Origin of the sequence: Providencia sp. PROV236, from assembly GCF_033676985.1 — a bacterium.
In the GTDB taxonomy this organism is placed as follows: Bacteria; Pseudomonadota; Gammaproteobacteria; order Enterobacterales; family Enterobacteriaceae; genus Providencia; species Providencia manganoxydans.
On the sequence record NZ_CP096297.1, the window covers coordinates 482,538 to 504,921 of the forward strand.

Annotated in this window: 18 protein-coding genes; 12 read left to right on the forward strand and 6 right to left on the reverse strand. The window is 40.2% G+C overall.

Going from position 1 to position 22,384, the window contains the following annotated elements; all coding sequences use genetic code 11:
• Window positions 1–33: 33 nt before the first annotated feature.
• Entirely contained in the window at window positions 34–216 is a 183-nt protein-coding gene (locus M1E96_RS02025) for a hypothetical protein (RefSeq protein WP_369427347.1), read from the reverse strand.
• 355 nt (window positions 217–571) lie between these two features.
• On the opposite strand from M1E96_RS02025, the gene M1E96_RS02030 reads away from it, so the two are divergent.
• From M1E96_RS02030 to M1E96_RS02065, 8 genes are all read left to right on the forward strand, one after another.
• Window positions 572–2,032: a DUF4026 domain-containing protein gene (locus tag M1E96_RS02030; RefSeq protein WP_070925741.1), complete on the forward strand. Its 1,461-nt coding sequence runs from the start codon at window positions 572–574 to the stop codon at window positions 2,030–2,032.
• Window positions 2,033–2,111: 79 nt separating this feature from the next.
• Window positions 2,112–2,567 carry a regulatory protein RecX gene (locus M1E96_RS02035; protein ID WP_140178812.1) on the forward strand — a complete coding sequence of 152 codons (456 nt, stop codon included), beginning with the start codon at window positions 2,112–2,114 and terminating at the stop codon, window positions 2,565–2,567.
• A gap of 207 nt (window positions 2,568–2,774) precedes the next feature.
• Window positions 2,775–4,166 carry a carbohydrate porin gene (locus tag M1E96_RS02040; protein WP_070925736.1) on the forward strand — a complete coding sequence of 464 codons (1,392 nt, stop codon included), beginning with the start codon at window positions 2,775–2,777 and terminating at the stop codon, window positions 4,164–4,166.
• Window positions 4,167–4,392: 226 nt separating this feature from the next.
• Entirely contained in the window at window positions 4,393–5,751 is a 1,359-nt protein-coding gene (gene dcuC, locus M1E96_RS02045) for an anaerobic C4-dicarboxylate transporter DcuC (RefSeq protein WP_070925734.1), read from the forward strand.
• Between the two features lie 409 nt (window positions 5,752–6,160).
• The gene (locus M1E96_RS02050; protein WP_272581161.1) at window positions 6,161–7,399 is read left to right on the forward strand and encodes an aromatic amino acid transport family protein; all 1,239 of its coding nucleotides are present in this window, start codon (window positions 6,161–6,163) and stop codon (window positions 7,397–7,399) included.
• A 296-nt stretch (window positions 7,400–7,695) separates the two neighbouring features.
• Complete coding sequence (locus M1E96_RS02055; protein ID WP_070925730.1) at window positions 7,696–8,970, forward strand: bifunctional O-acetylhomoserine aminocarboxypropyltransferase/cysteine synthase; 1,275 nt, start codon at window positions 7,696–7,698, stop codon at window positions 8,968–8,970.
• 431 nt (window positions 8,971–9,401) lie between these two features.
• A complete protein-coding gene (gene arnT, locus M1E96_RS02060) occupies window positions 9,402–11,051 on the forward strand; it encodes a lipid IV(A) 4-amino-4-deoxy-L-arabinosyltransferase (RefSeq protein ID WP_319068285.1) in 1,650 nt (549 codons plus the stop codon).
• Between the two features lie 607 nt (window positions 11,052–11,658).
• A complete protein-coding gene (locus M1E96_RS02065) occupies window positions 11,659–12,357 on the forward strand; it encodes an RES family NAD+ phosphorylase (protein WP_319068287.1) in 699 nt (232 codons plus the stop codon).
• A gap of 12 nt (window positions 12,358–12,369) precedes the next feature.
• Here M1E96_RS02065 and M1E96_RS02070 read toward each other — a convergent pair whose 3' ends face one another.
• The 5 genes from M1E96_RS02070 to M1E96_RS02090 all read right to left on the reverse strand — a co-directional run bounded on the left by M1E96_RS02070 (window position 12,370) and on the right by M1E96_RS02090 (window position 18,147).
• Window positions 12,370–13,068, reverse strand: coding sequence for a hypothetical protein (locus tag M1E96_RS02070; RefSeq protein ID WP_369427348.1), 699 nt, complete (start codon window positions 13,066–13,068; stop codon window positions 12,370–12,372).
• Between the two features lie 241 nt (window positions 13,069–13,309).
• Window positions 13,310–13,486: a hypothetical protein gene (locus tag M1E96_RS02075; protein ID WP_175442468.1), complete on the reverse strand. Its 177-nt coding sequence runs from the start codon at window positions 13,484–13,486 to the stop codon at window positions 13,310–13,312.
• Window positions 13,483–16,587, reverse strand: a complete 3,105-nt coding sequence (locus M1E96_RS02080) for a MexW/MexI family multidrug efflux RND transporter permease subunit (protein ID WP_369096974.1) — start codon at window positions 16,585–16,587, stop codon at window positions 13,483–13,485. Before M1E96_RS02080 ends, M1E96_RS02075 begins: the two co-directional genes overlap by 4 nt.
• A 9-nt stretch (window positions 16,588–16,596) precedes the next feature.
• Window positions 16,597–17,706 carry an efflux RND transporter periplasmic adaptor subunit gene (locus M1E96_RS02085; RefSeq protein ID WP_319068292.1) on the reverse strand — a complete coding sequence of 370 codons (1,110 nt, stop codon included), beginning with the start codon at window positions 17,704–17,706 and terminating at the stop codon, window positions 16,597–16,599.
• 9 nt (window positions 17,707–17,715) lie between these two features.
• Window positions 17,716–18,147 (reverse strand): DoxX family protein, encoded by a 432-nt coding sequence (locus tag M1E96_RS02090; protein WP_369096972.1) that lies wholly within the window; start codon window positions 18,145–18,147, stop codon window positions 17,716–17,718.
• 161 nt (window positions 18,148–18,308) lie between these two features.
• Here M1E96_RS02090 and soxR point away from each other — a divergent pair, with 161 nt between their 5' ends.
• The 4 genes from soxR to M1E96_RS02110 all read left to right on the forward strand — a co-directional run bounded on the left by soxR (window position 18,309) and on the right by M1E96_RS02110 (window position 22,378).
• On the forward strand, window positions 18,309–18,806 hold the full coding sequence (soxR, locus tag M1E96_RS02095; protein WP_319068294.1) for a redox-sensitive transcriptional activator SoxR: 498 nt from the start codon (window positions 18,309–18,311) through the stop codon (window positions 18,804–18,806).
• Window positions 18,807–19,172: 366 nt separating this feature from the next.
• Complete coding sequence (locus M1E96_RS02100; RefSeq protein WP_070925714.1) at window positions 19,173–19,964, forward strand: inositol monophosphatase family protein; 792 nt, start codon at window positions 19,173–19,175, stop codon at window positions 19,962–19,964.
• Window positions 19,965–20,001: 37 nt separating this feature from the next.
• Entirely contained in the window at window positions 20,002–21,309 is a 1,308-nt protein-coding gene (gene uhpC, locus M1E96_RS02105) for an MFS transporter family glucose-6-phosphate receptor UhpC (protein WP_070925712.1), read from the forward strand.
• A 283-nt stretch (window positions 21,310–21,592) separates the two neighbouring features.
• Window positions 21,593–22,378: an SDR family oxidoreductase gene (locus M1E96_RS02110; RefSeq protein WP_272581151.1), complete on the forward strand. Its 786-nt coding sequence runs from the start codon at window positions 21,593–21,595 to the stop codon at window positions 22,376–22,378.
• Window positions 22,379–22,384 lie beyond the last annotated feature (6 nt).

Consider the following 22,384-nt stretch of genomic DNA (forward strand, 5'->3'; position numbering starts at 1 on the left):
TTTTATTTTGAGTTTACTTTGAAAGTGAAGAGACTATTTTGGATTGTTTTGATGAAAGTGTACACGTTCGTGGAAATAGGCCTTTAAATGATCTTCCATTTGGTGAACTTTTTTTTCTAGTGCATTAATTAACACATCATCATTATTCATGTCATAAACACGTTCCATCGCGAGCTGGTCAACGTATTTTTTTTGCTCTTTTGTGAGTTCTGTCATTGTATAAACCCATGCTTATAAAAGAAATGTCCATGACTGGACAGTTGAGTTAAGGGTATTGTGCCTGAGTGTTGATTCATTGAAAAGTAGAATAAACGGTTGCCGCATATACTCTAAATCATTCGAAATGCAGTTAGACCGAACGTGAATGGATAGCGGAGAGTATAGAAAGCACGAGGGTTGGTGTGGGTTGATATAGGTGATGGCACGATAACTTGAAGTATGGCGAGTATAATGACAATTCTGCAATGGTTGGTCTAATGTCACGATATGATGTCGTTAAGATTATTCACAATACAAATCGGTAATTTAAGCTGCTATTCTTTGAACAGGCTATAAATTATGGATTTGTATAATGAATAATAAACAACAATATCTTGATATTGCTGCTGGTCAAGGTGAAAAAGAAGCCTCCATGATGGTGGCTATTCCTGCTTCTGAATTAACGTTATCTCTCCTCGAACAGCGTTTAGAAGAGCAACAATATTTTACTGATGGTGAAATCGATTACTTACCTGAAGGGGAAGGCGATTTTTTCTTTTCTTGTAAACGAGGTGATGAAGAACTGCGTTTCTATATCTCTCTTGTCCATAGTGACCCTGAATATGTGATTAATCCGTATTTTGCAACGGATCCTATCAGCCCTGAATTGTATGCGGAGGCAAGTGCAGCACCACAAGCGGTGATTGTTGAATGTATCTTTCAAGAGCAGCCACTCGTTAGCTATTTGCAGCAATTGAGAATGATCCAAATATTAGTACCTGACTTATTGTTAGGTTTGGATTTATCTGCCGCAGGAAAAGTTTTTACTCGTGAGTGGCTAAACTTCCAACTAATAGATGATTTAATGCCAAGTATTGATTCATTGTATGTCGTGCATGCAATCTATGATCAAGATGATAGCGATGAACAGCCAGATGACGCTGAACGTAGCCCAACGATGTATTGGTTCCATACACATGGTTTGGCGCGTTGTGGCTTATCTGAAGCGGAAATTATCATTCCTCATCCCATTGCTTCTTATTATGGTATTCCTGAGTTGTTTTGGAGCTTTGTGAATAACAGTATCACTCATGGCAAAATTGTATTTAATGAACCTATTTTTATCGGCCAAACTGAGAGTGGTTATGAGTATTTAGTTGCATTGCCATTTGAAGAGGGGTTAAAGCACGTTGGGCAATCAACGCCTATCGATGATTTAAAACCGCTTGAAGAGATGAATTATCAATTTGGTGATGAAAATTCACAGCGCTTTATGGGGGATTGGCATGATCGTGATGAATCACATCAGCACCCATCGGTGATGTTATTCCGTGTGACGCAAGAAGAGCCAGTATTGGAAAGTTTTTTCAAAGGCTTTGAAGATCAAAATGCGATGATGTTTATGCGTACCGACGAAGAAACCGCCGATATGTCTCGTAAAGCTCAATTGCGTTGGCAATACTTTACTCACATGTTAGATAACTATGGCCCTAAACCAGCGGCACAGAAAAAAGGGTTTCTTTCTAAATTACTGAGTAAGCCTACTGAAGAAGAATCTGAATGGCGTTTCTTAGTAAAATGCGGTATTGGTTATCATAATGACGAAGAAGATTATGATGGTCATGAACATATGTGGTTTGAGCCAACATCTTGGAATGGTGATCAATTTGAAGGTCGTTTGATTAACCATCCTTTCTATGTTCAAACGATGCAAGAAGGGAATATCTATCCATTGACCCGTGATGACATTACGGATTGGACTATTTATTACCAAGACGGTAGTTACACACCGGATACTATTTATAAATTACTGTCGGGTGCACAGGTGCACTAAGTTATTTGTTTCTTACTTAACTAAAGAGAATAGATAAAATGGGCATAACAATGCCCATTTTTAATGATAGAGCTCGCTAATGAATGAATCTGAATTATATCAATACGCATTATTTATGCTGTCACGCCGTGATTATGGAACGGTAGAGTTACACGCCCGTATGAAACGCCGTATGTATGAAAAAAATGAAGGTATTATTGATGAAACGTTGATTGAGAGAGTGATTGCTCGCTTAAATGAACAACATTTTCTTGACGATGTCCGAGTCATTAAACTGCACTTACAGGGGTATATTCGTAAAGGCTATGGACCATTGAGAATTAAGCAAGAACTAAAGCAAAAAGGTTTCACATCTTCTTTAATTGATTTGCAATTTGCAAACCTTGATGTTGATTGGTTTGAGCTTGCGCGACAAGTACGCTGTAAAAAATTTGGTGATGAACCCCCGAGTGATTTTAAAGAAAAAAGTAAACAAATTCGTTACTTACAATATCGTGGCTTCTCTGGCGATATGATTTTCGAGCAGTTTCGTTAGCGAGTGCTTATCTCTATAATGCGTTATCATTAGACCGTTTTTTATTCATAAATCCGCCATTAATACCTGCTAAAATTCGACGACTTTGCCGCTAATTGACCTGTTCAAGGTGAAGTATTGCTTGCATAATAAAAAATAAAACTTGTAGTTCATTTCATCAAACTGGTTTGGGCGATAAAAACAATGTCACCTCAACTAGGAATGATCATGAAAATAAGCTCGTTATATAAATTAAAACTCGTTTTTTGGGCACTATTGCCCATTACTGCTATGGCAAATGTCGATTTAGCTGCGATGGAATCGCGTATTAAAGCACTTGAGGCTCAGATGGCAGAAGCCGTCTCTCGAGCAGTAAAGGCTGAAAATAGAGCCAGCAAGTTAGAACAAATGATGGTAGTGCAAGAACAAGTTTCATCAAATCAACCGCAAAAGGTGCCCAAAAAAGAGCCTGAAAAATCTAATGTCAAATATAACGCTCAAAACGGTGAGCTCAATATGTATGGCGATATTGAATTGAATATGGATGGTTCGAGCCGTAAAGGGCAAATTACTTCGATACGTACAGCAGTCAGTAAAAGTGCGAGTGGCGGTAAAAACGATAACTGGGATATTAATGGGCGGATCTTGCTCGGCTTTGAGGGCAAGCACTACCTTGCTAATGGCAATATGGCTGGTTTCAAAGCTGAGCCGTTAGCTGAAGCTGACGGTGGTATGGGGCTAGATGATGCTTTCTTTTACTTTGGCAAGAAGGATAACTGGAAAATCAAAGTTGGACGTTATGAAGGCTACAGTATGTTTCCTCTTGAGCAAGATATCTTTATTTCCTACTCAGGAAACACATCGAACAGCTTATACACCGATGGTTACGGGTATGTGTATATGATGAAGGAAGGTCGTGGGCGTTCGGATGATGGAGGTAGCATTCAACTGTCGAAAACTATCGATGATTGGTATTTTGAGATTAATGCGCTAGTTGAAGATGGTACCGCATTATTTGGTGACGAGCGCTACCATGGTTATGATCTTGATAATCGTAAAAACTCCCTTTATATCCGACCTGTTGCGGTTTGGCAGCCAAAGCCATTTAAAATTGCGTTAGCAATGGAAAGCCAAGTGATGGATAACGCCTATGGCACGACTATTGATGGTCAATGGAAGGATCTGTCAAAGCGTAATGGTTATGGGCTAAGTATGGTTTGGGATTCTATAGCAAAGGATAATATGAGTGGCATAAAAACGGCGCTTAATATGGCTTATATGGATGCGGATGCTGAAACGGATTTTTCAGTAGGTGGGTATGCTAAATGGCGTCGTTTTGTTTTAGGTTATATTTATGCTCATAATAACATTAAAGATTTTAACCCTAATAAATATCAATATGTGTTAGATGATGACTCGATACTCAATGGGGTACCGGGAAAATATGATCTCCATACCATCTATGCTTCTTATGAAATTCCTAAAATCTTAGACCTTGATAATTATAAGATTTATTTAGGTGCTTATTATTCAACAATTTATACTGCAAAAGCAGAATTAATTGATAAATCGGATGATGAACGTTATGGGTTTCGCGTTCGTTTCAAATATGAGTTTTAACTGTTAAGTTGTTAGGGGGCTTTCTCTTCAGAAAATGCTACAAATTTGGAGAGATAGCCTCTATATTCCTTCCTGCAAAAAATTATTAGCCATTCGATATAATGATCAGCAAATTTTTTATCATAACTATCCGCTACTGATATGATCCGCGTCAGTAAATTTTGCTTATCATTTGTGCAGAGTACAGTGAGATAAAATTAAAATATGAGACAGGCAGGAGAAATACATGATTGAGCTTTTAATCGGCGTCATCGTTGCGATAGGCGTTGGGCGCTATATTATCAAAGGCTACTCAGCAACGGGTGTGTTAATGACAGGGGGTATTTTACTCTTAATCATTACGGCCATAATGGGTAAAAGCATTTTACCCGAATCGGTGAAAGCAACAGGTTGGCGCGTTACCGATATTCTGGAATATATTAAATTCCTATTGATGAGCCGTGGTGGCGATCTAGGAATGATGATCATGGTGTTATGTGGGTTTGCTTCTTATATGACTCACATTGGTGCCAATGATGTGGTGGTTAAAATTGCTTCGAAACCGCTAAAAATGATCAACTCACCTTATTTGCTGATGGTTGCGGCTTATATTGTGGCGTGTTTGATGTCATTAGCGGTTTCTTCAGCAACAGGACTAGGGGTGTTGTTAATGGCGACACTATTCCCTGTGATGGTGAATGTTGGGATCAGTCGTGGTGCTGCGGCAGCAATCTGTGCTTCTCCTGCTGCTATCATCTTAGCGCCAACATCTGGCGATGTGATTTTAGCTGCAAAAGCTGCTGAGATGCCCCTGATTGATTTTGCTTTTAAAACCACGTTACCTATCTCAATTGCAGCGATTGTTGCGATGTCTATTGCGCATTTCTTTTGGCAACGTTTCCTTGATAGAAAAGAAAACGTTAAAACAGAAATGCTTGATGTGAACGAAATCAAAACTCATGCACCAAGTTTTTATGCTATTTTACCGTTTACCCCCATTATTGGTGTCCTGATTTTTGATGGTAAATGGGCGCCTGAGCTGCATATTGTTACGATTATTGTTGGTTGTATCATTATGGCTGCGATCATTGAATTCATACGTAGCTTTAGTGCCAAGCATGTCTATTCGGGGCTAGATGCTTGCTATAAAGGTATGGCTGATGCTTTCGCCAGCGTGGTAATGCTATTAGTTGCTGCGGGTGTGTTTGCTCAAGGTTTAAGCACTATTGGCTTTATTAAAGGTCTGATCGATCTTGCTCAATCTTTTGGTTCAGGGGCAATTGTAATGATGATTGCATTGGTGATTATTACGATGTTAGCCGCAATGACAACAGGTTCGGGTAATGCACCTTTCTATGCATTTGTTGAGTTGATCCCTCATTTAGCGAAACAAATGGGGGTAAACCCTGCTTATTTAGTGATCCCAATGCTGCAAGCCTCTAATTTAGGTCGCACATTATCGCCGGTGTCTGGTGTCGTGGTTGCGGTATCGGGGATGGCGAAAATTTCACCGTTTGAAGTCGTGAAGCGGACATCAATACCCGTTCTTGTCGGTTTAGTTGTGGTGATCGTTGCGACTGAAATATTGGTTCCTGTATATCTTTAATTAGATAGACTCGTCATACATCAAGGTGCAGTGGTGTTGATTACACTTATTTAGTCGAATTACATCGTTTACCTATGTAGTTCGACTATCTTCGTTTGTCGCCTACCTGCATCTCGACTTATTTAGAATATCATTAAAAATGGCTGAGAAGGTGAACTCTCAGCCATTTTTTATTTAAATACGAATAGTTAATAACGCTATTAATCAAAAATTTGTTAATTTTAAGTGTGGTTTGTTTAAACAAATTACGGTCTTTTATTTCACCATTAATTTCATTTCTCATTATTAAGCGCTTTTTTGCGATCTGTGCCAAAAAGCCAGACAAAACCACAAAAATAAGCTAGGTACTTGATATCAATTGATGCAAAATCCGCACATCTTTTTTATATGAACAATTAATGATAATTTTATGAACGCGACAGACAAACCAGTTAATAAATGGACTTATAAAGATTTTACGTGGGTTTTATCCCTATTTGGTACAGCGGTTGGAGCTGGAGTACTTTTTTTACCGATTAAAGCAGGTGCTGGTGGCTTTTGGCCGTTAGTTATTCTTGCGATCATTGCAACGCCAATGATTTGGCTTGCTCATAAAGGATTGGCACGTTTTGTTTTATCCGCTAAAAACCCTCATGCAGACATTACTGACACGGTAGAAGAGCATTTTGGTAAAGTTGGCGCAAATATCATTACGTTTGCTTATTTCTTTGCCATTTACCCAATCGTATTAATCTATGGTGTTGGTATCACGAATACCGTCGATTCATTTCTAGTGAATCAGATTGGTATGGAGCCGCTCCCGCGTTGGTTACTTTCTGGTGTGCTGATTGGTGCGATGACTGCCGGTGTGCTGTTTGGCCGTGATTTAATGCTACGTGTCACTTCAATGATGGTTTATCCGTTGGTATTTATTTTACTTGCGCTGTCACTGTATTTGATCCCTGAGTGGAACACATCAATGTTAGAAGTCGCTCCTGATTGGAGCGCGATGCCAGTCGTAGTATGGATGGCTATCCCATTGATTGTATTCTCATTTAACCATAGCCCGATCATCAGCCAATTTACCAAAGACCAACGCTTACAGTTTGGCGATAAAGCGGTAGTTAAAACGGATATGATCACCGGGGGCGCAGCGCTAATGCTAACCGGTTTTGTCATGTTTTTCGTTTTTTCTGTCGTGTTATCTTTAAATCCTACCGAGTTAGAAGTCGCGAAAAAAGAGAACATTAGCGTGTTATCGCATATTGCCAATATCAACCCATCACCAATCCTCTCTTACTTAGGGCCAATTGTGGCGTTCGCGGCGATTGTTTCAAGTTACTTTGGTCACTTCCTAGGGGCTCATGAAGGTTTAGTTGGTTTAATTAAATCACGTTCTTCTTTTTCTATTAAGAAAATTGAAACGGCTTCAATGCTTTTTATTGTATTAACAACATGGTTAGTGACTATCAAAAACCCAAGCATTTTAGGGATGATCGAAACGATGGGAGCCCCAATGATTGCTGCCATCTTATTTATTTTGCCTGTTGTATCAATGCAAATCGTACCTGCAATGAAAAAGTATAGCACTTCAATCGCGGCTCAAATTTTCACCTTTATTTGTGGATTGGCCTCTATTACTTCAGTGATATACGGCGCGTTACAATAAACTATCGTTAACCGATACATTGATAGAAAAAGCTCACTTTAGTTTTATGGTGAGCTTTTTTTTATGGTTTAACGTTATAAGAAATAACGTTAAAAATAGTGAATAACCTCGTGTTCATGCCGTGTGATGGCTGATCACTAAGATATTAACCTGTATGAAATAATTTCAAGTGATGATGGGTTGTCTGCTGAAAAGTGTTAGGTAATATCTATTTATATAACAAAATAGTCGTTAATCATGGAGTCCCATAAAGTGGGAATTGCGATAAATTAGCGGCAGTATAATAAGGATAACAAATGAAGTTAGAAACATTATCGATTCACGCAGGCTACTCACCCGATCCAACCACAAAAGCAGTGGCAGTCCCTATTTATCAAACAACGTCTTATGCATTTGATGACACCCAACATGGCGCTGATTTATTTGATTTGAAAGTTGCTGGCAATATTTACTCTCGGATCATGAACCCAACTAACGATGTTTTAGAACAACGCGTTGCAGCTTTAGAAGGGGGAGTTGCAGGGCTCGCCGTGGCATCTGGTATGGCGGCGATCACTTATGCAATTCAAACCATTGCTCAGGCAGGGGATAACATTGTTTCGGTCGCTAAATTATATGGCGGAACCTATAACTTGATGGCGCACGCATTGCCTCGTTTTGGTATTGAAACACGTTTTGCTGAGCATGATGATCTGGCCGCGCTAGAAGCATTAATTGATGATAAAACCAAAGCGGTTTTTTGTGAATCTATCACTAACCCAGCAGGTTTCATTGTTGATATCGCGGCATTAGCTGAAATAGCGCATCGTCATGGTGTCCCTTTAATTGTCGATAATACAGTTGCAACACCTTATCTGTGCCGCCCATTTGAGCATGGTGCAGATATTGTAGTGCACTCATTAACAAAGTATATAGGCGGTCATGGTACATCAATTGGCGGTATGGTTGTGGATTCTGGAAAATTTCCTTGGACGGAACATGCAGAGCGTTTCTCATTGCTAATTGAACCTGATATCGCTTACCACGGTGTCAGTTATACAGAACATTTTGGGGCAGCAGCCTTTATTGCACGCTGTCGTGTTGCTCCATTACGCGGTACTGGTGCAGCATTATCACCCTTTAACGCGTTCTTGATCTTACAAGGGCTTGAAACGCTTGCTTTGCGCATGGAACGTCATACTGAAAATGCCCAAAAAGTAGCTCAGTATTTGGAAAAACACCCTCAGGTTGCTTGGGTTAAATATGCAGGGCTACCAAGTCATCCTGAACATGCACTAGCGCAGAAATATATGCAAGGTAAACCTGCGGGGATCATGTCATTCGGTATTAAAGGCGGGCAAGAAGCAGGTGCTCGTTTTATTGATGGGCTAAAACTGATTGTAAGATTAGTGAATATTGGTGATGCAAAGTCACTTGCATGTCACCCAGCTTCAACCACGCATCGACAGCTCAATGATGAGGAGCTCGCGAAGGCGGGGGTTTCTCGTGATATGATCCGTCTTTCGATAGGCATTGAACATATCGATGATATTTTGGCAGATTTAGAGCAAGCTTTAAGCGCAGCGAAATAATATTTTTAATACTGGCAGCTATTGGGAAATTTTCATGCTCAATAGCTGCTTTTTATTAGAAATTTTAATATAACCCAGCTGACTATTCGTTTGGTGAATTTACAAAAGAGAAATGATTGATAATCATATTTTGATTGGTTGATCTATTTTATTTTAAACGTTGAACTATTCTCTTAGGCTCCAGTCTTAAATTAGCGAGAGCAGTAGAGCCTTGCTAACTCTCTATTTTATCTTTATTTATTGATTGTTTAAGAATCATAATTTAATTATTTCTTTGTTTATGTGAGGTTTACTCGCACTATTGATAATAGTGAGTTAAGCCATATTAATGCTAAATGGTTATCGCGTGACATGTCACGCTTTTACTCGAAAATCGTATTTAGGCCTATATCTAATTATTAAATATTTATTACAAGAATGGTTGAGAAAAAATGAATATGGCAAATAATAAAATTGCCTACCTTAAGTGGTGCCTGTTATTTGGGTTTGTATTACTAACTTATTTTATTCCCCTCAATGGACGGCTTCTCTGGCAACCAGATGAGCTACGCTATGCAGAAATCAGTCGTGAGTTGATTTTAAGCTACAATTGGAGTGTACCTGAGCTTCTTGATATTCGTTATTTTGAAAAACCTATTTTTGGCTATTGGGTAAATGCATTTTTCCAAATGCTGTTTGGTGAAAATAATGTCTCAGTGAGACTTGGGGTGGTGTTTAGTACCCTCACCAGTGGGGTGTTTGTCTACCTATCGGCAAAGATGGCTTGGAAAAAAGCCGATCTTGCCTTTAATGCTGTTTTAATTTACCTCTCTATGCTGATGGTACTAACCATTGGTACTTACAATGTGCTTGACCCAATATTGACGGCATTTATTACTATGTCGATTTTCTTTTATCAATGGGGGCTGACCACACGAGTTTTTTCGCAAAAACTACTGGCCTTTATTCTGTTAGGAGTGGCTGGTGGACTCGGTTTAATGACTAAAGGTTTCTTAGTATTAGTCATCCCTAGCTTAGTGATCTTGGTGAGTTCAATTTACTACAAGCAATTTAAAGAGATTTTCTTTTTTTCTTTTGTCTCTCTTTTCACTATGTTTGTGGTTTGTCTGCCGTGGGCGCTTGTGATTGCAGGTCGCGAGCCTGATTATTGGAATTATTTTTTCTGGGTGGAACATGTTCAACGCTTTATGTCGGATAATGCGCAAAACCGTTCACCTTTCTGGTTTTATATTCCTATACTGATTGCGGCTGTACTACCATGGTTAGGTTATCTAGTCGCTTCATTGATTAATAGTGTTAAAGAAAAAGGTCTGCATATCTATTTCTTGATGTGGTTTATCATCCCTTTTCTCTTTTTCAGTATTACAAAAGGTAAGCTATTAACTTATATCTTGCCATGTCTTGCACCGTTAGCCGTTTTAATGGCAGCCTATATCGATAAAATTCTACAACAAAAACGAGTTGCGGCGATCCGCTTCAATGCGATAATTAATATCATTATTGGTTTAGTTGTCACCATAGCACTGTTTTTTGCACCTCATTTTTCTCAATTAAATGTGTATGCAGTAGATGAAGAGAATAAAAGATTGCTTGCTGCTGGCGCATTTTTGTTTTGGGGCGTGATTGGTATTGTTTCCTATCGCCGTCGTTTTTGGTCAGTGGCAGCCGCTTGTACTTTGGCTGTGAGTCTTGTCGTGGGTCATGTGCTTCCTGCTAAGGTAGAAAGTAATAACACCCCACAAAAATTGATTGAAAAGTATCGTCCCCAGCTGTCCGATAAAACTTATTTGCTGACCAACAATGTAGGGCTAGGAACAGCACTTGCTTGGGTGTTAAAGCGTAGCGATATTACGATGCTGCACCAAACGGGCGAGTTAGCTTATGGAATAAAATACCCTGATGCGGCAAATCGTTTCTATCGTTTAGATCAGTTACCAACGTTGCTAGAACAGCATAATTATCAAGATGTCGCCGTGGTTGTTGAAGGCTCTCAAGATAATATTTTGTCTGCTTTACCCGGAAACCCTACGATTATTCATGAAGGTAATTTAGTGTTTGCCCTTTATGAAGGCCGTAAATAGCTTAATCGGCTGGGAGTGATAGGGAATTGCTCATCGATATTGAGTATCCACATCATGTTGAATGAATGTGTTACCATTGATGAGCAATTTCTCGCAAGCATTTTTTCTAGCTTTATTCGCAAAGCTTTTTACAGTAACAGGATAGCCATAAATCCTATTCTTGGATGGTATAGAGTAAGATTTTGTGGTGATTTTTGATCGTCTAAATTGAATTTTCTATAAACAACGTTGCTTTCATTTTTCTATTCCGTTGGTTTTCTAACCTCATATTAAATATAAAGTTATAAGCCTAATATTATTTCAATAGTATTTTATTTGATTTAGGGACAATGATTTAAGCAAAAATCATGACATTTGATCATTAAATGTCAGTCTTATTTTGTGGATTTTATTCGTGGCGACAAAATATGAATACATCGCTAATTTTTTAAATTAAATTTTTTATATCACATTAATATTTAGCCAAATTTGGCTATGATATAGGCCGCAATTTAGTATGAAATTGCAACCATACAATACTCTGGGCAAGCACAGTGTATTTAAACTTATCAGCAATGAGAGAACCATCTTATGCTAAATATATTTAATTTAATAATAAAAGGAATAATTGATTCTGACATCAAAATTAGGGGGAAACCGCCAGAAGCAACAAAATAAAACCGCCAATAAATCTAAGAGTGCTAGCTCGCAAAAGTCTGATTCAGCAGTGGTTGCTAAAATTAAGCAAATTGCTCCTGAGATGCTGAAAGAATGTAGTCATACATTACCAGCTGATTCAGATTATTACCGACTTCAATCTGAGAGTCATGGTGGTAGTAATGTCTTTTTTAACCAAGCTGGTTCTGATTGTCGTTTTAATTTGGTTGATGGAAAAACTGGGGCTATGTACCTAGCAACATCCCCTGAAACAGCGATGAAAGAAGTTTTTCAAAATAAGAGCCTAATTGAATCTGATCTTGATGGTTATTATATGGGGATTGTAACAACAGAAAGAGATCTGACTATATTACGGAGCTCTGATTTGATACGTAAAATAAGTCTAACTCTTCATGACCTGACAACATCTGTACGACAAGATATCCAATATCTCGCTCGTGTCGTACATCATGCGGGCTTTGATGGAATGGAATATCCATCGAATGTAACCACTGAGCCATGTTTTGTTTTATGGCACGGTGATCCTTCAGGCAAAGGGATAGTGAAAATATCTCAACAATCTAAGTTTACTGATTGGGACTTCAGTAATGGTAAAGAAGTAGCGGACATCCTTGTTTTTGAGTTAGGTGTATCGGTTGAAGAAGATTAATTTTAAGGTGTACTAGGCTGGATCTTGTGATCCATGTAATCTCGCTAGGCGATAAAGCTCTTCCATGACTTCTGAGTTTGGATTTGTTTTTAGCACATCAATGACAGTATAACTTTCTTTAGTTGGCTTAAAGCCATTGAGCACTACATGCCTTTTTTCCATAAAAAAAGAGTACTGCATCCGGTCACTAAATGTATTAATCAGTTTGAGTAACTCAGGAAGCCCTTTAAGCACACCTTTATTGGAAATGTGCTCTTCATCTGTAAATTGAAAAATTGGGTAAACGAACTCATTATCAAGCTTAATTGCGAATAAATTCCCTTGCTCTTTCCAATTCCTAACAGTCGTTTTTGTGATACCTAATGATTCAGCTGTTTCTGCTGAACTTAAGTAGCCACCATCTTGGTTGAGTCTAGCTAAAAACATCGATTTATTTTTAGCTCGTCTTAATAGACGTTGTTTCTCTTTGGATGGTGAATTTTCGTATTTATGACGGATCAGCTCAATGATTGCATCTATAGCGTACTCATCATCAGTTTGTGACAGATTATTATTTTTTAAAACAACCTCACTGGAACTAGCAACATCCAGCATATCATTAAAAATGTTTTTTAACCGGGTGACTTTCGACCCTTCATTATTGATTGAAAGCTTTAGATGCTTATCGGAGGAGCGAGTAGCAATCTTTTCTTTCTTAATTGCAGTAGTCATAAAACCTCCTTTTCGATTTTCATGCTATTATAATATAGCAAATCGAAAAGTTGTTCAAGTTTTCCTCAGCTGAGTTTTTGTAGACATGCTTACTTATGGAGTCTGAAGCTCAATCATACTTAGTGCTTGTTTTCGTGTAATTGAGGCTTCAGACTTGGCTGATCAGTTTTAATCATCGAGTGCTTTGTCGGCTAAAATAGTGCTTACCATACTGGTTGATTAAAACGGCTATTTTGGCGAGTTATTTCCTCATTTTATATGATTGAGGTACGCTACTCTCCGCTTCAGGTTTGACTATGCTATCGGTAACGCCATGGTAAATCATTAGCATCGCGAAGCTATTATTCATGTTACTGATAGGGACATCATTAGTGGATCGGTTATTTTTTGAATGACGATCTGTTATGCGATGATTCATAATGCCTTCTCCTCATCTTCTTTCAATAGACGATCTGCTTCAGCAAGTTCATAGCGTCTAGGTGTTAATGCAGTCGCGCTGTGGTTACGTGCCAGTAGGGAATAAATCGTAGGTAGAACAAACAGTGTGAACAGCGTGCCGACTAACATACCTGTTACAATTACTAGACCTAATCCAAAACGGCTATTGGCACCAGCACCTGTTGCAAATAGTAGTGGAACTAAGCCAATCACCATGGCTGCGGTGGTCATTAAGATTGGTCGTAAACGAATTTGCGCCGCTTTTAGAATAGCTTGGCGTCTATCAAGACCTTCATGTGCTTGTAATTCATTCGCAAACTCCACCATTAAAATACCGTGCTTACTGATCAATCCGATCAGTGTCACTAACCCTATTTGGGTATAGATATTGAGTGTGGCGTAGCCAAATGCGAGTGGGATCAGCGCGCCACAAATTGAAAGCGGGACTGTGATCAAAATAATTAAGGGATCCACTAAGCTTTCATACTGTGCAGCAAGAACCAGATAAATGATGATCAGCGCCGCCATAAACGCAAAGGCGAGGGTGTTTCCTTCTTGTTTATATTGGCGCGAATCTGATTGCCAGTCGTGACTGAAGCCTGCTGGTAATTCATTGGCGATATCATCTAAATAAGCGACTGCTTGACCTAAAGTGACTCCCGGAGCGGGGATAGCTTGGAAAATAGCCGCATTTTGTTGATTAAATTGCGTCAATTTATTGGGCTCAATTTGCGTATTGATATCAACGACTGTTGAGAGCGGGATCATGCTGCCATCTTGGGCTTTAACATAGTGGCGAGAGAGCGCATCAGGTGTGAGGCGTTGGCTACGTACACTTTGTGGGATCACGTCATAAGAGCGTCCATCCATACCAAAGCGGTTAATGTAATTTTCCCCAACCAGCAATGTCAGCGACTCACCAATATCTTGCATACTAATTCCAAGGCTATTCGCTTTGGAACGGTTAATTTTGACTTCAACCACAGGGTTGTTGTAATCGAGGTCACTATCAACCACCATAAATAAGCCACTTTCACGTGCTTGCTGCTTTATCTCTTCCATTGTTTTATACAGTACTGGATAACCTTGTGGGCTCCTAAGTACCATCTGTATCGGTAAACCACCTGTAGAGCCAGGTAGAGCAGGTAATTGGAAAACAAAAATGCTATTACCTTCAACATCCCCGACCTTCCCCTGCAAGTCAGATTGTATGGCTGAGGCAGGCCGCTCACGTTCTTCCCATGAGGTTAAGTTAGTTCCCCCAAAACTGGCTGAAATACCATCAGTACCATTAATGATCCAAGTACTTTCCGTTTCAGGTAACTCCATCATTACGTCGTGTAGCTTGCGAGAAAAACGTTCAACATACTCAAGATTGGCATGTTGTGGTGATTTGATCGCAGTTAAAACGGCGGATTGGTCTTCAACTGGGGCGAGTTCACGGGGCGCTGATTGGTATAATACTGGCAAGCTAACAAACACGGTAATCGCGACAATACCCGTGATCCAGCGATGCTTCAGTGAAAAATTCAACCCTTTTGTATAGTAGTGCGCAAGGAAATTAAAAAATCGTTCAGCCATGTGCGCCATACGGCCTTCATTCTGTTTTGAATTCAACATAAATGAACTCATTACTGGTGATAATGTTAAAGCAACAACACCAGAAACGATAACTGAACCGGCTAAGGTTAAAGCGAATTCTTTAAATAAAGCGCCTGTTAAGCCAGACATCAGACCAATAGGCGCATAAACAGCCGCTAAAGTAATCGTCATGGCAATAACGGGGCCTGCAACTTCCCTAGCGCCAATTAATGCAGCGAGTACGGGGGATTTTCCCTCTTCAATATGACGGTGCACGTTCTCAACCACCACAATCGCATCATCCACAACTAAGCCAATCGCTAATACCATGGCGAGCAAAGTGAGTAGATTGATACTGAAGCCAAATGCCATCATCAAGGCGGCAGCACCTAGCATGGATAATGGGATAGCCAATATAGGAATAATCACACTGCGGATGGAACCTAGGCATAGATAAATAACTGCGATAACAATGAGTAATGCTTCGATAAGGGTGTGAAAGACCTGATCGATAGAAGCTTTGATAAAGCGCGACGTCTCAAATGCCATCTCAACTTTCACGTTAGGTGGCAGAGTTTTGATAATATCTGGCATTAACTGTTTCATGCCGTCAACAATCACTAACGGGTTTCCTGTTGGTGTTGCAAATAAGCCTAAATAAATAGCCGGTTCACCATTCATCAAACCACTCGTTTCAGTGGATGCGGCTCCCAATTCAATTGTTCCTACATCACGTAAACGAACCAACCCGTTACCATCATTACGGATCACGAGGTCTTGGAATTCGGCCACATTGGTTAGGTCAGTATTCACATAGACGTTAGAAATAACATATTCGCCTTTCACCTTACCCGGGGCGGCTTGGTAGTTATTTTGTCTTACGGCTTGAGCGACATCTGCCGCTGATAGGCCTCTGCCTGCTAATTTATCGGCATCTAACCACAAGCGCATCGCGAGTTGCTGTCCACCGAATACTTGAACTTTTGCAACCCCATCTATGGATGAATACATAGGTTCAACAACACGAGATAAATAATCGGTTAATGCAGGGATAGACAGTGTGGTACTGGAAAACCCAATATAAGCGACAGCCGTTGATTCGCCGGAAGAGAGTTCAATAACAGGATCATAAGCTTCTTTTGGTAACTTGTAGCGTACCTGATTAACCTTTGCCATGACTTGCGCAAGTGCTTGGGTTGAATCACGATTGAGCTCCATTCTTACGGTGACTAAGCTACTACCTTGTACCGATGATGACGATAAATAATCCACGCCTTCAACCGATGAAACAGCTTGCGCAATAGGTTGAGTCACAAAACCCTGCATAAGATTGGCTGATGCGCCGGGGTATTGGGTTGTGATAGTAATCGTGGAGCTTTCCAGTTGTGGATACTGGCGAATAGGCAGCTTACTTAAGGCAAATAGCCCCATCAATACGATGAGTGAACTCACTACCAGTGCTAACACAGGGCGGCGAACAAAAATATCTGTAAATTTCATTGCGCCTCCTTAGGAGCCTTGATGAGGATTAACCGGTGTTTCAGTTAACGTATCTTGTGCGACTGGGGTAATTGCGGAGCCATTATTAAGGCGCAATTGTCCAGAGGTAACGACCTTATCTTCCGCCTTCAAGCCTTGTTCAATCTCAATTTTTCCATTCCAACGCTGACCTGTTTTCACTGACACTTGTTTGACGGTCATTGCATCGTTATTGCCTTCTACCACGAATACCGTATCGCCATAAGCGGTATAGGTGACGGCGGTTTCAGGTATTGTCAGAACTTGGCTGGCAGCTTGGCGTACCACATTAACATTGGCATACATACCTGCTTTTAACGCTCCATCACTATTTTCAAGGGTGGCTTGCAATTGTATGGTGCGCGACTTGCCGACGAGAGGATCGATAGCACTGATGCGTGCTGGAAAGGTTTTTTCTGGGTAGGCGTCAACATGAATATCAACAATTTGCCCGATATGCAATTCGGGAGACGCTTGTTCATCAAGGGAAAAATTGAGTTTCAATGTCTTAGTATCAACTAAACTGGCAATTGCCTCACCGGGACTCAGGTATTGTCCTTCATGTACTTGACGAATACCTATAGTGCCATCAAAAGGGGCACGAATGGCTTTTTGCGCAATCAACGCTTGAGTCTGACGGATCAGCCCTTGGGCAATATCACGTTCTGCTAGAGTGCTATCAACTTGTGCTTGCGCAACTAAATTTTTAGCCGCTAACGTTTGAGTTCGATTATAGAGACGTGCAGCATTGCGCAACTGTGCTTGATAACGAGCTAAATCAGCTTGTTCAACAGCATCATTAAGTTGGACTAACAATTGGCCTTTTTTGACTTGCTGCCCAGATTCAAAATCAATTTTGGTGATACGTCCGCTAGTTTCTGCGGCAACAAAGACTTGGCTGCCTGCTTCTAGCTCACCTACACCATAAAATGTACGCGGCGCACTGTCTTGAGTAACAGGTGCTAAGGCGACTTTTACTGGCGGATATTGATATGCAGCTTGTTGTTTTTCACCATCTTGTGCGTAAGAAGTGTAAACAGCTATACCTCCACCAGCAGCGATGATCAGCGCACCTAATGTAATAAGGGTGGTTTTATTCATTATTAGTACCTACTTTTTCTGTGCTTTAACAGCGTAATAAAGATCACGGAAATGCCCTGCAATGGCGAGAGCCATGAGTCCACCGATAACGGAGACATGTTCAATAGCCCAAAACAGGGCAATTTGGGCTTCTGGGCCACTGTAAAGCCAAAATGTATGAACAATAATGATGGTAAGAAATAGAAAAACAGCGAGAGCACCAGTAGCAAGCCACAGTAGACGATTAAGCAGTACTAAAATTGAGCTGGCTAACATGACAAATGCAGATGCAATCGCAAAAAACCAATCTGGGTGTAAACCCGCAGCCCGCATTTCTATCAGGCTGTTTTGGTAATCAAAAATTTTTGCTAAACCTGACGAAATAAATAAAACCAGTAACAGTAATCGAGCGATAAACCATAGTGTGCTGCTCTCTAAAATTCTGGCAATGATCAATGGCATAGCCCATCCCCTTTAAAAATTAAGTTAGCCTGCATGACATTTAATAAGCGCTGTCACCACCTCATGCAGGAAAATAATGTGGAATAAACTGAATTGACAAACTCAGAGGCTGGCACTATAAAACCTTAAGTTAAGTTGAGGTCAAGTATAGGTAGCTAAAAATGGTAGAGAAAGACACAAAAGCGACAAAAAGCCGTGGTAGTGGCGAAATAAAGATTGATTATACAAGGGCATTAACGGTTGGTGAGGTTGCGAAACGCTCAGGTGTACCTGTTTCAACGGTACATTTTTACGAATCAAAAGGGCTCATTCAAAGTACCAGAACACAAGGTAATCAGCGGCGCTTTCCGGCGGTCGTTTTGCGTTATATTGCCATTATCAAAGTGGCGCAAAGTACGGGGATCCCTCTAAAAGAAATTCAAGATGCATTAGGTAAATTTCCCGCTAATAGCAAATTAACGTCAGAGCAATGGAAGGAAATGTCGACACAATGGAAAGTCTCTTTAGATAAACGAATTCGTCAGTTAACGCGTTTGCGAAATGAGCTGGATCACTGTATTGGCTGTGGTTGCTTATCATTGAGTGACTGTCCATTACGCAACCCTGATGATGTTTTAGGACGAAAGGGACCCGGTGCTCGTATTTTGGAACGACCCTAGTTTTAGATTACACCCTTCTAATATCTTAGCGAGCCTTTCGAGTCTCGCTTTTTAATGGCTCTATTTCTGTTCTTTCGGTTAATACTGACTCGCTCTCTCTGATTTTTCGATATTTGAATAGCATTTTTTTGCTGTTATGCCGAATTGCGCACCATTTCTATTGAAACTCATCAAGATCATCTTAGCAAAATCCCGCAGGCTATAATCTGAAACAAAAATGTAACAATAATTTCACAATAAAAGTAAATGAGTTATTGTCAGCAACAATCAATGCAATAAAAACACAACAAAAACAATCAGGCAGTGAGTATTTCTCGATCGCTAAGACGGTTGTTACGAAGAACAATAAACAAAAGAGAGGCGAGTATGGATTATCGTATTTTTTTACAGGCGGCTCAGATTGCGGCGGATAGAGCTCGTTACATTCTGACTGAGCATCGAAAAAATAAGCTTTACGAACATATTTATTTTGATACTAAAGATGACGAAAGCCCAGTAACTGAGATCGACCAGTACGTTGAGCGGGAAATTCGTCAAATCATTCAAACATTTCATCCAGATCATAATATTTTAGGTGAAGAGTACGGTTTTCAGTTAGGGGGATCTGAATTTACATGGGTAATTGATCCAATTGATGGTACTCGGCAATTTATTGCGGGGATCCCGATTTACGGTACTTTAATTTCGCTTTGCCACCATGGTGTGCCTGTTCTGGGGATCATCGAACACCCCGCGGTTTTAGAACGTTGGATTGGTATAAAAGGTCATCCTTCAACGTTAAATGGTCTACCAATTGAAACGCGCAAATGTACTCAATTAGAGCTTGCTCTGATGTCTTCCAGTAATACTGAACCTGTCCTACCTGAACATCGTGCTGGTTATGAACACATCATTCCTAAAACTAAGTGGCGCGTCTATGGCGCAGCTTGTTACTCCTATGCTTGTCTCGCAACCGGACGTATCGATTTAAGTATTGATAGCGGGGGGATGAGAGAGGTGGATTATTGCGCACTGGTACCTGTTATCGAAGGTGCGGGCGGAAAAATTACGGATTGGGAAGGCAAACCTTTAACTATGCATTCAGGTAAAACTGTTGTTGCAGCAGGGACGCCTGAACTCCATCAACAAGCCTTAGATGTATTGCATCAATACAAATAACACTCAAAAAATAAAAATTATTATTAAGGAGAATGTTATGTTTCGATGGATCAAAACATTGCCTGACCAAGAGCCGATAACCGATAAAAAAGAGATTGATGACTTGTACCGCTATTGGCGCATTCACATTATGATCGCGCTATATGCAGGATATGCCACATACTATTTTACGCGTAAGAGCTTTAATTACGTGATGCCAGAAATGATCAAGGATCTGGGAATTAGTATTTCTGATGTTGGTATTCTAACCACTGCATTCTATTTAGTTTATGGTGTATCGCGTTTTGCTTCGGGTATTATGAGTGATGCATCAAACCCTCGTTTTTTCATGGGGGTTGGCCTAATCATTACTGGTTTTATTAATATCTTTTTTGGCATGAGTTCAAGTTTGTGGTTATTTGCCTTCTTTTGGATATTAAATGCTTTTTTCCAAGGTTGGGGATGGCCGCCATGCTCTAAATCATTAACTTCATGGTATTCACGTAATGAGCGTGGCCTGTGGTGGTCTATTTGTAATACCTCACATAACGTGGGTGGGGCGATTATTCCATTATTAGCAGGTGGTTTGGCGGTACATTATGGTTGGCGCTATGGTATGTATATTCCAGGGGTAATAGCCATTGTGATCGGACTATTTGTTTGCTTACGCTTACGTGATAAGCCATCTACGATGGGGCTACCCACAGTTGGGCATTGGCGTAATGACCAACTCGAATTACAACAAGAAGCTTCTAGCCGGAAATTAAAACTTTGGCCGATATTAGTACAATATATTTTTACCAATAAATATGTTTGGTTATTAGCGGCTTCCTATATTCTTGTTTACATTGTGCGTATTGGATTAAATGATTGGACTAATTTATATTTAGTTGAAGAATATGGATATGATTTGATTAAGGCGAACTCTGCACTTTCTTTCTTAGAAATTGGAGGGTTTATTGGCACCTTAGTTGCAGGCTGGGGATCGGATTTTTTCTTTAAAGGAAATCGAACGCCAATGAACATCATTTTTATGATTGGCATTGGTGTTGTTGCTGCTTTCTTATGGCTATTTCCTGAAATGGGCTATTTGTTGATATCCGTATGCTTCTTCTTTGTTGGATTCTTTATTTTTGGTCCACAAATGTTGATTGGTATGGCCGCCGCGGAAGCCTCCCATAAAGATTCAGCTGGAGCGGCAACAGGGTTTGTTGGGTTATTTGGCTATTTAGGGGCGGCATTAGCGGGCTATCCATTGGCTAAGATCATTGAGAGCACAGGCTGGAATGGCTTCTTTATGGCCATGATCATGGCAACCTTGTTATCGGCTGCATTATTATTACCATTATTAATTAAAAAGAAATAAATTAAGCTCCTCATTAAGAGCACTATTGTTAATGGCAATGGTGCTCTTTTTTTGATGGTCGCCATTTCCCTTCATCAATCACAGTTTTCGTAAATTGGATATCCAGTGCTTAAATTGGATATTTATCCAATAATATCATCGTTTTAAATCTAAAATTATCGCGCTGTATGGATAATCATTGCATACAGCGGCTACAGCTTTTTCTCTTTTTTACGTAATCATGCCTCATGTTAATTAATTGTGAATTTATTGTGAGCGAATGAGCGCAAAGAGGGCACAGCAAATGAAAGGTTTGAATAGCAAAATAGCCATTGTCACGGGTGGTGCAACTAAGATCGGGGCGACTGTTGCCAAAGTATTGAGTTCTTATGGTGTTAAGGTCACGATTTTTGATATTGACCAAACCAATGGTGAAAAAGTTGCTCAATCAGAGCCAAATATTGATTTTTTGGCTGTTGATATTACTGATGATCAGCAGCTGAAATTGGGAATTGATCGTGTTGCACAAAAATACGGTCAACTGGATTTTTTAGTCAATCTGGCCGCAACTTATCTTGATGAAGGCCAGTCATCCACAAGACAGGATTGGCTCACCGCTTTAAATATTAATGTTGTGAGTGCAGTCATGGCGGCACAATTCGCTCAACCTCATTTTGTACAAGCAGGTAAAGGGGCGATTGTTAACTTTACCAGTATCTCTTCTTCCGTCGCACAAACAGGGCGCTGGCTCTACCCTGCCTCCAAAGCCACCATGCTCGAAGTGACTCGCAGCCAAGCGATGGATTATGCGGCAGATGGTATTCGAGTGAATTCAGTTTCTCCCGGTTGGACATGGTCTCGTGTGATGGATGAAATCACTGGAGGCGACCGTCAAAAAACAGACCGCGTTGCTGCCGATTATCACTTACTAAAACGTGTAGGTGATCCTGAAGAGGTCGCTCAAGTGGTGGCTTTCTTATTGTCTGACCTTGCCAGTTTTGTCACTGGTGCTGATTACGCGGTTGATGGTGGCTACTCCACTATGGGCCCAGAACAAGCCAAACCCGCAATTCCACGTCTTGCTGAGTAACCCTCG

What these genes read in the sequence shown, in the direction of transcription:
- M1E96_RS02025 (WP_369427347.1), bottom strand. Translation starts at nt 216, where the DNA reads ATGACAGAACTCACAAAAGAGCAAAAAAAATACGTTGACCAGCTCGCG.
- M1E96_RS02030 (WP_070925741.1), top strand. Translation starts at nt 572, where the DNA reads ATGAATAATAAACAACAATATCTTGATATTGCTGCTGGTCAAGGTGAA.
- M1E96_RS02035 (WP_140178812.1), top strand. Translation starts at nt 2,112, where the DNA reads ATGAATGAATCTGAATTATATCAATACGCATTATTTATGCTGTCACGC.
- M1E96_RS02040 (WP_070925736.1), top strand. Translation starts at nt 2,775, where the DNA reads ATGAAAATAAGCTCGTTATATAAATTAAAACTCGTTTTTTGGGCACTA.
- dcuC (WP_070925734.1), top strand. Translation starts at nt 4,393, where the DNA reads ATGATTGAGCTTTTAATCGGCGTCATCGTTGCGATAGGCGTTGGGCGC.
- M1E96_RS02050 (WP_272581161.1), top strand. Translation starts at nt 6,161, where the DNA reads ATGAACGCGACAGACAAACCAGTTAATAAATGGACTTATAAAGATTTT.
- M1E96_RS02055 (WP_070925730.1), top strand. Translation starts at nt 7,696, where the DNA reads ATGAAGTTAGAAACATTATCGATTCACGCAGGCTACTCACCCGATCCA.
- arnT (WP_319068285.1), top strand. Translation starts at nt 9,402, where the DNA reads ATGAATATGGCAAATAATAAAATTGCCTACCTTAAGTGGTGCCTGTTA.
- M1E96_RS02070 (WP_369427348.1), bottom strand. Translation starts at nt 13,068, where the DNA reads ATGACTACTGCAATTAAGAAAGAAAAGATTGCTACTCGCTCCTCCGAT.
- M1E96_RS02075 (WP_175442468.1), bottom strand. Translation starts at nt 13,486, where the DNA reads ATGAATCATCGCATAACAGATCGTCATTCAAAAAATAACCGATCCACT.
- M1E96_RS02080 (WP_369096974.1), bottom strand. Translation starts at nt 16,587, where the DNA reads ATGAAATTTACAGATATTTTTGTTCGCCGCCCTGTGTTAGCACTGGTA.
- M1E96_RS02085 (WP_319068292.1), bottom strand. Translation starts at nt 17,706, where the DNA reads ATGAATAAAACCACCCTTATTACATTAGGTGCGCTGATCATCGCTGCT.
- M1E96_RS02090 (WP_369096972.1), bottom strand. Translation starts at nt 18,147, where the DNA reads ATGCCATTGATCATTGCCAGAATTTTAGAGAGCAGCACACTATGGTTT.
- soxR (WP_319068294.1), top strand. Translation starts at nt 18,309, where the DNA reads ATGGTAGAGAAAGACACAAAAGCGACAAAAAGCCGTGGTAGTGGCGAA.
- M1E96_RS02100 (WP_070925714.1), top strand. Translation starts at nt 19,173, where the DNA reads ATGGATTATCGTATTTTTTTACAGGCGGCTCAGATTGCGGCGGATAGA.
- uhpC (WP_070925712.1), top strand. Translation starts at nt 20,002, where the DNA reads ATGTTTCGATGGATCAAAACATTGCCTGACCAAGAGCCGATAACCGAT.
- M1E96_RS02110 (WP_272581151.1), top strand. Translation starts at nt 21,593, where the DNA reads ATGAAAGGTTTGAATAGCAAAATAGCCATTGTCACGGGTGGTGCAACT.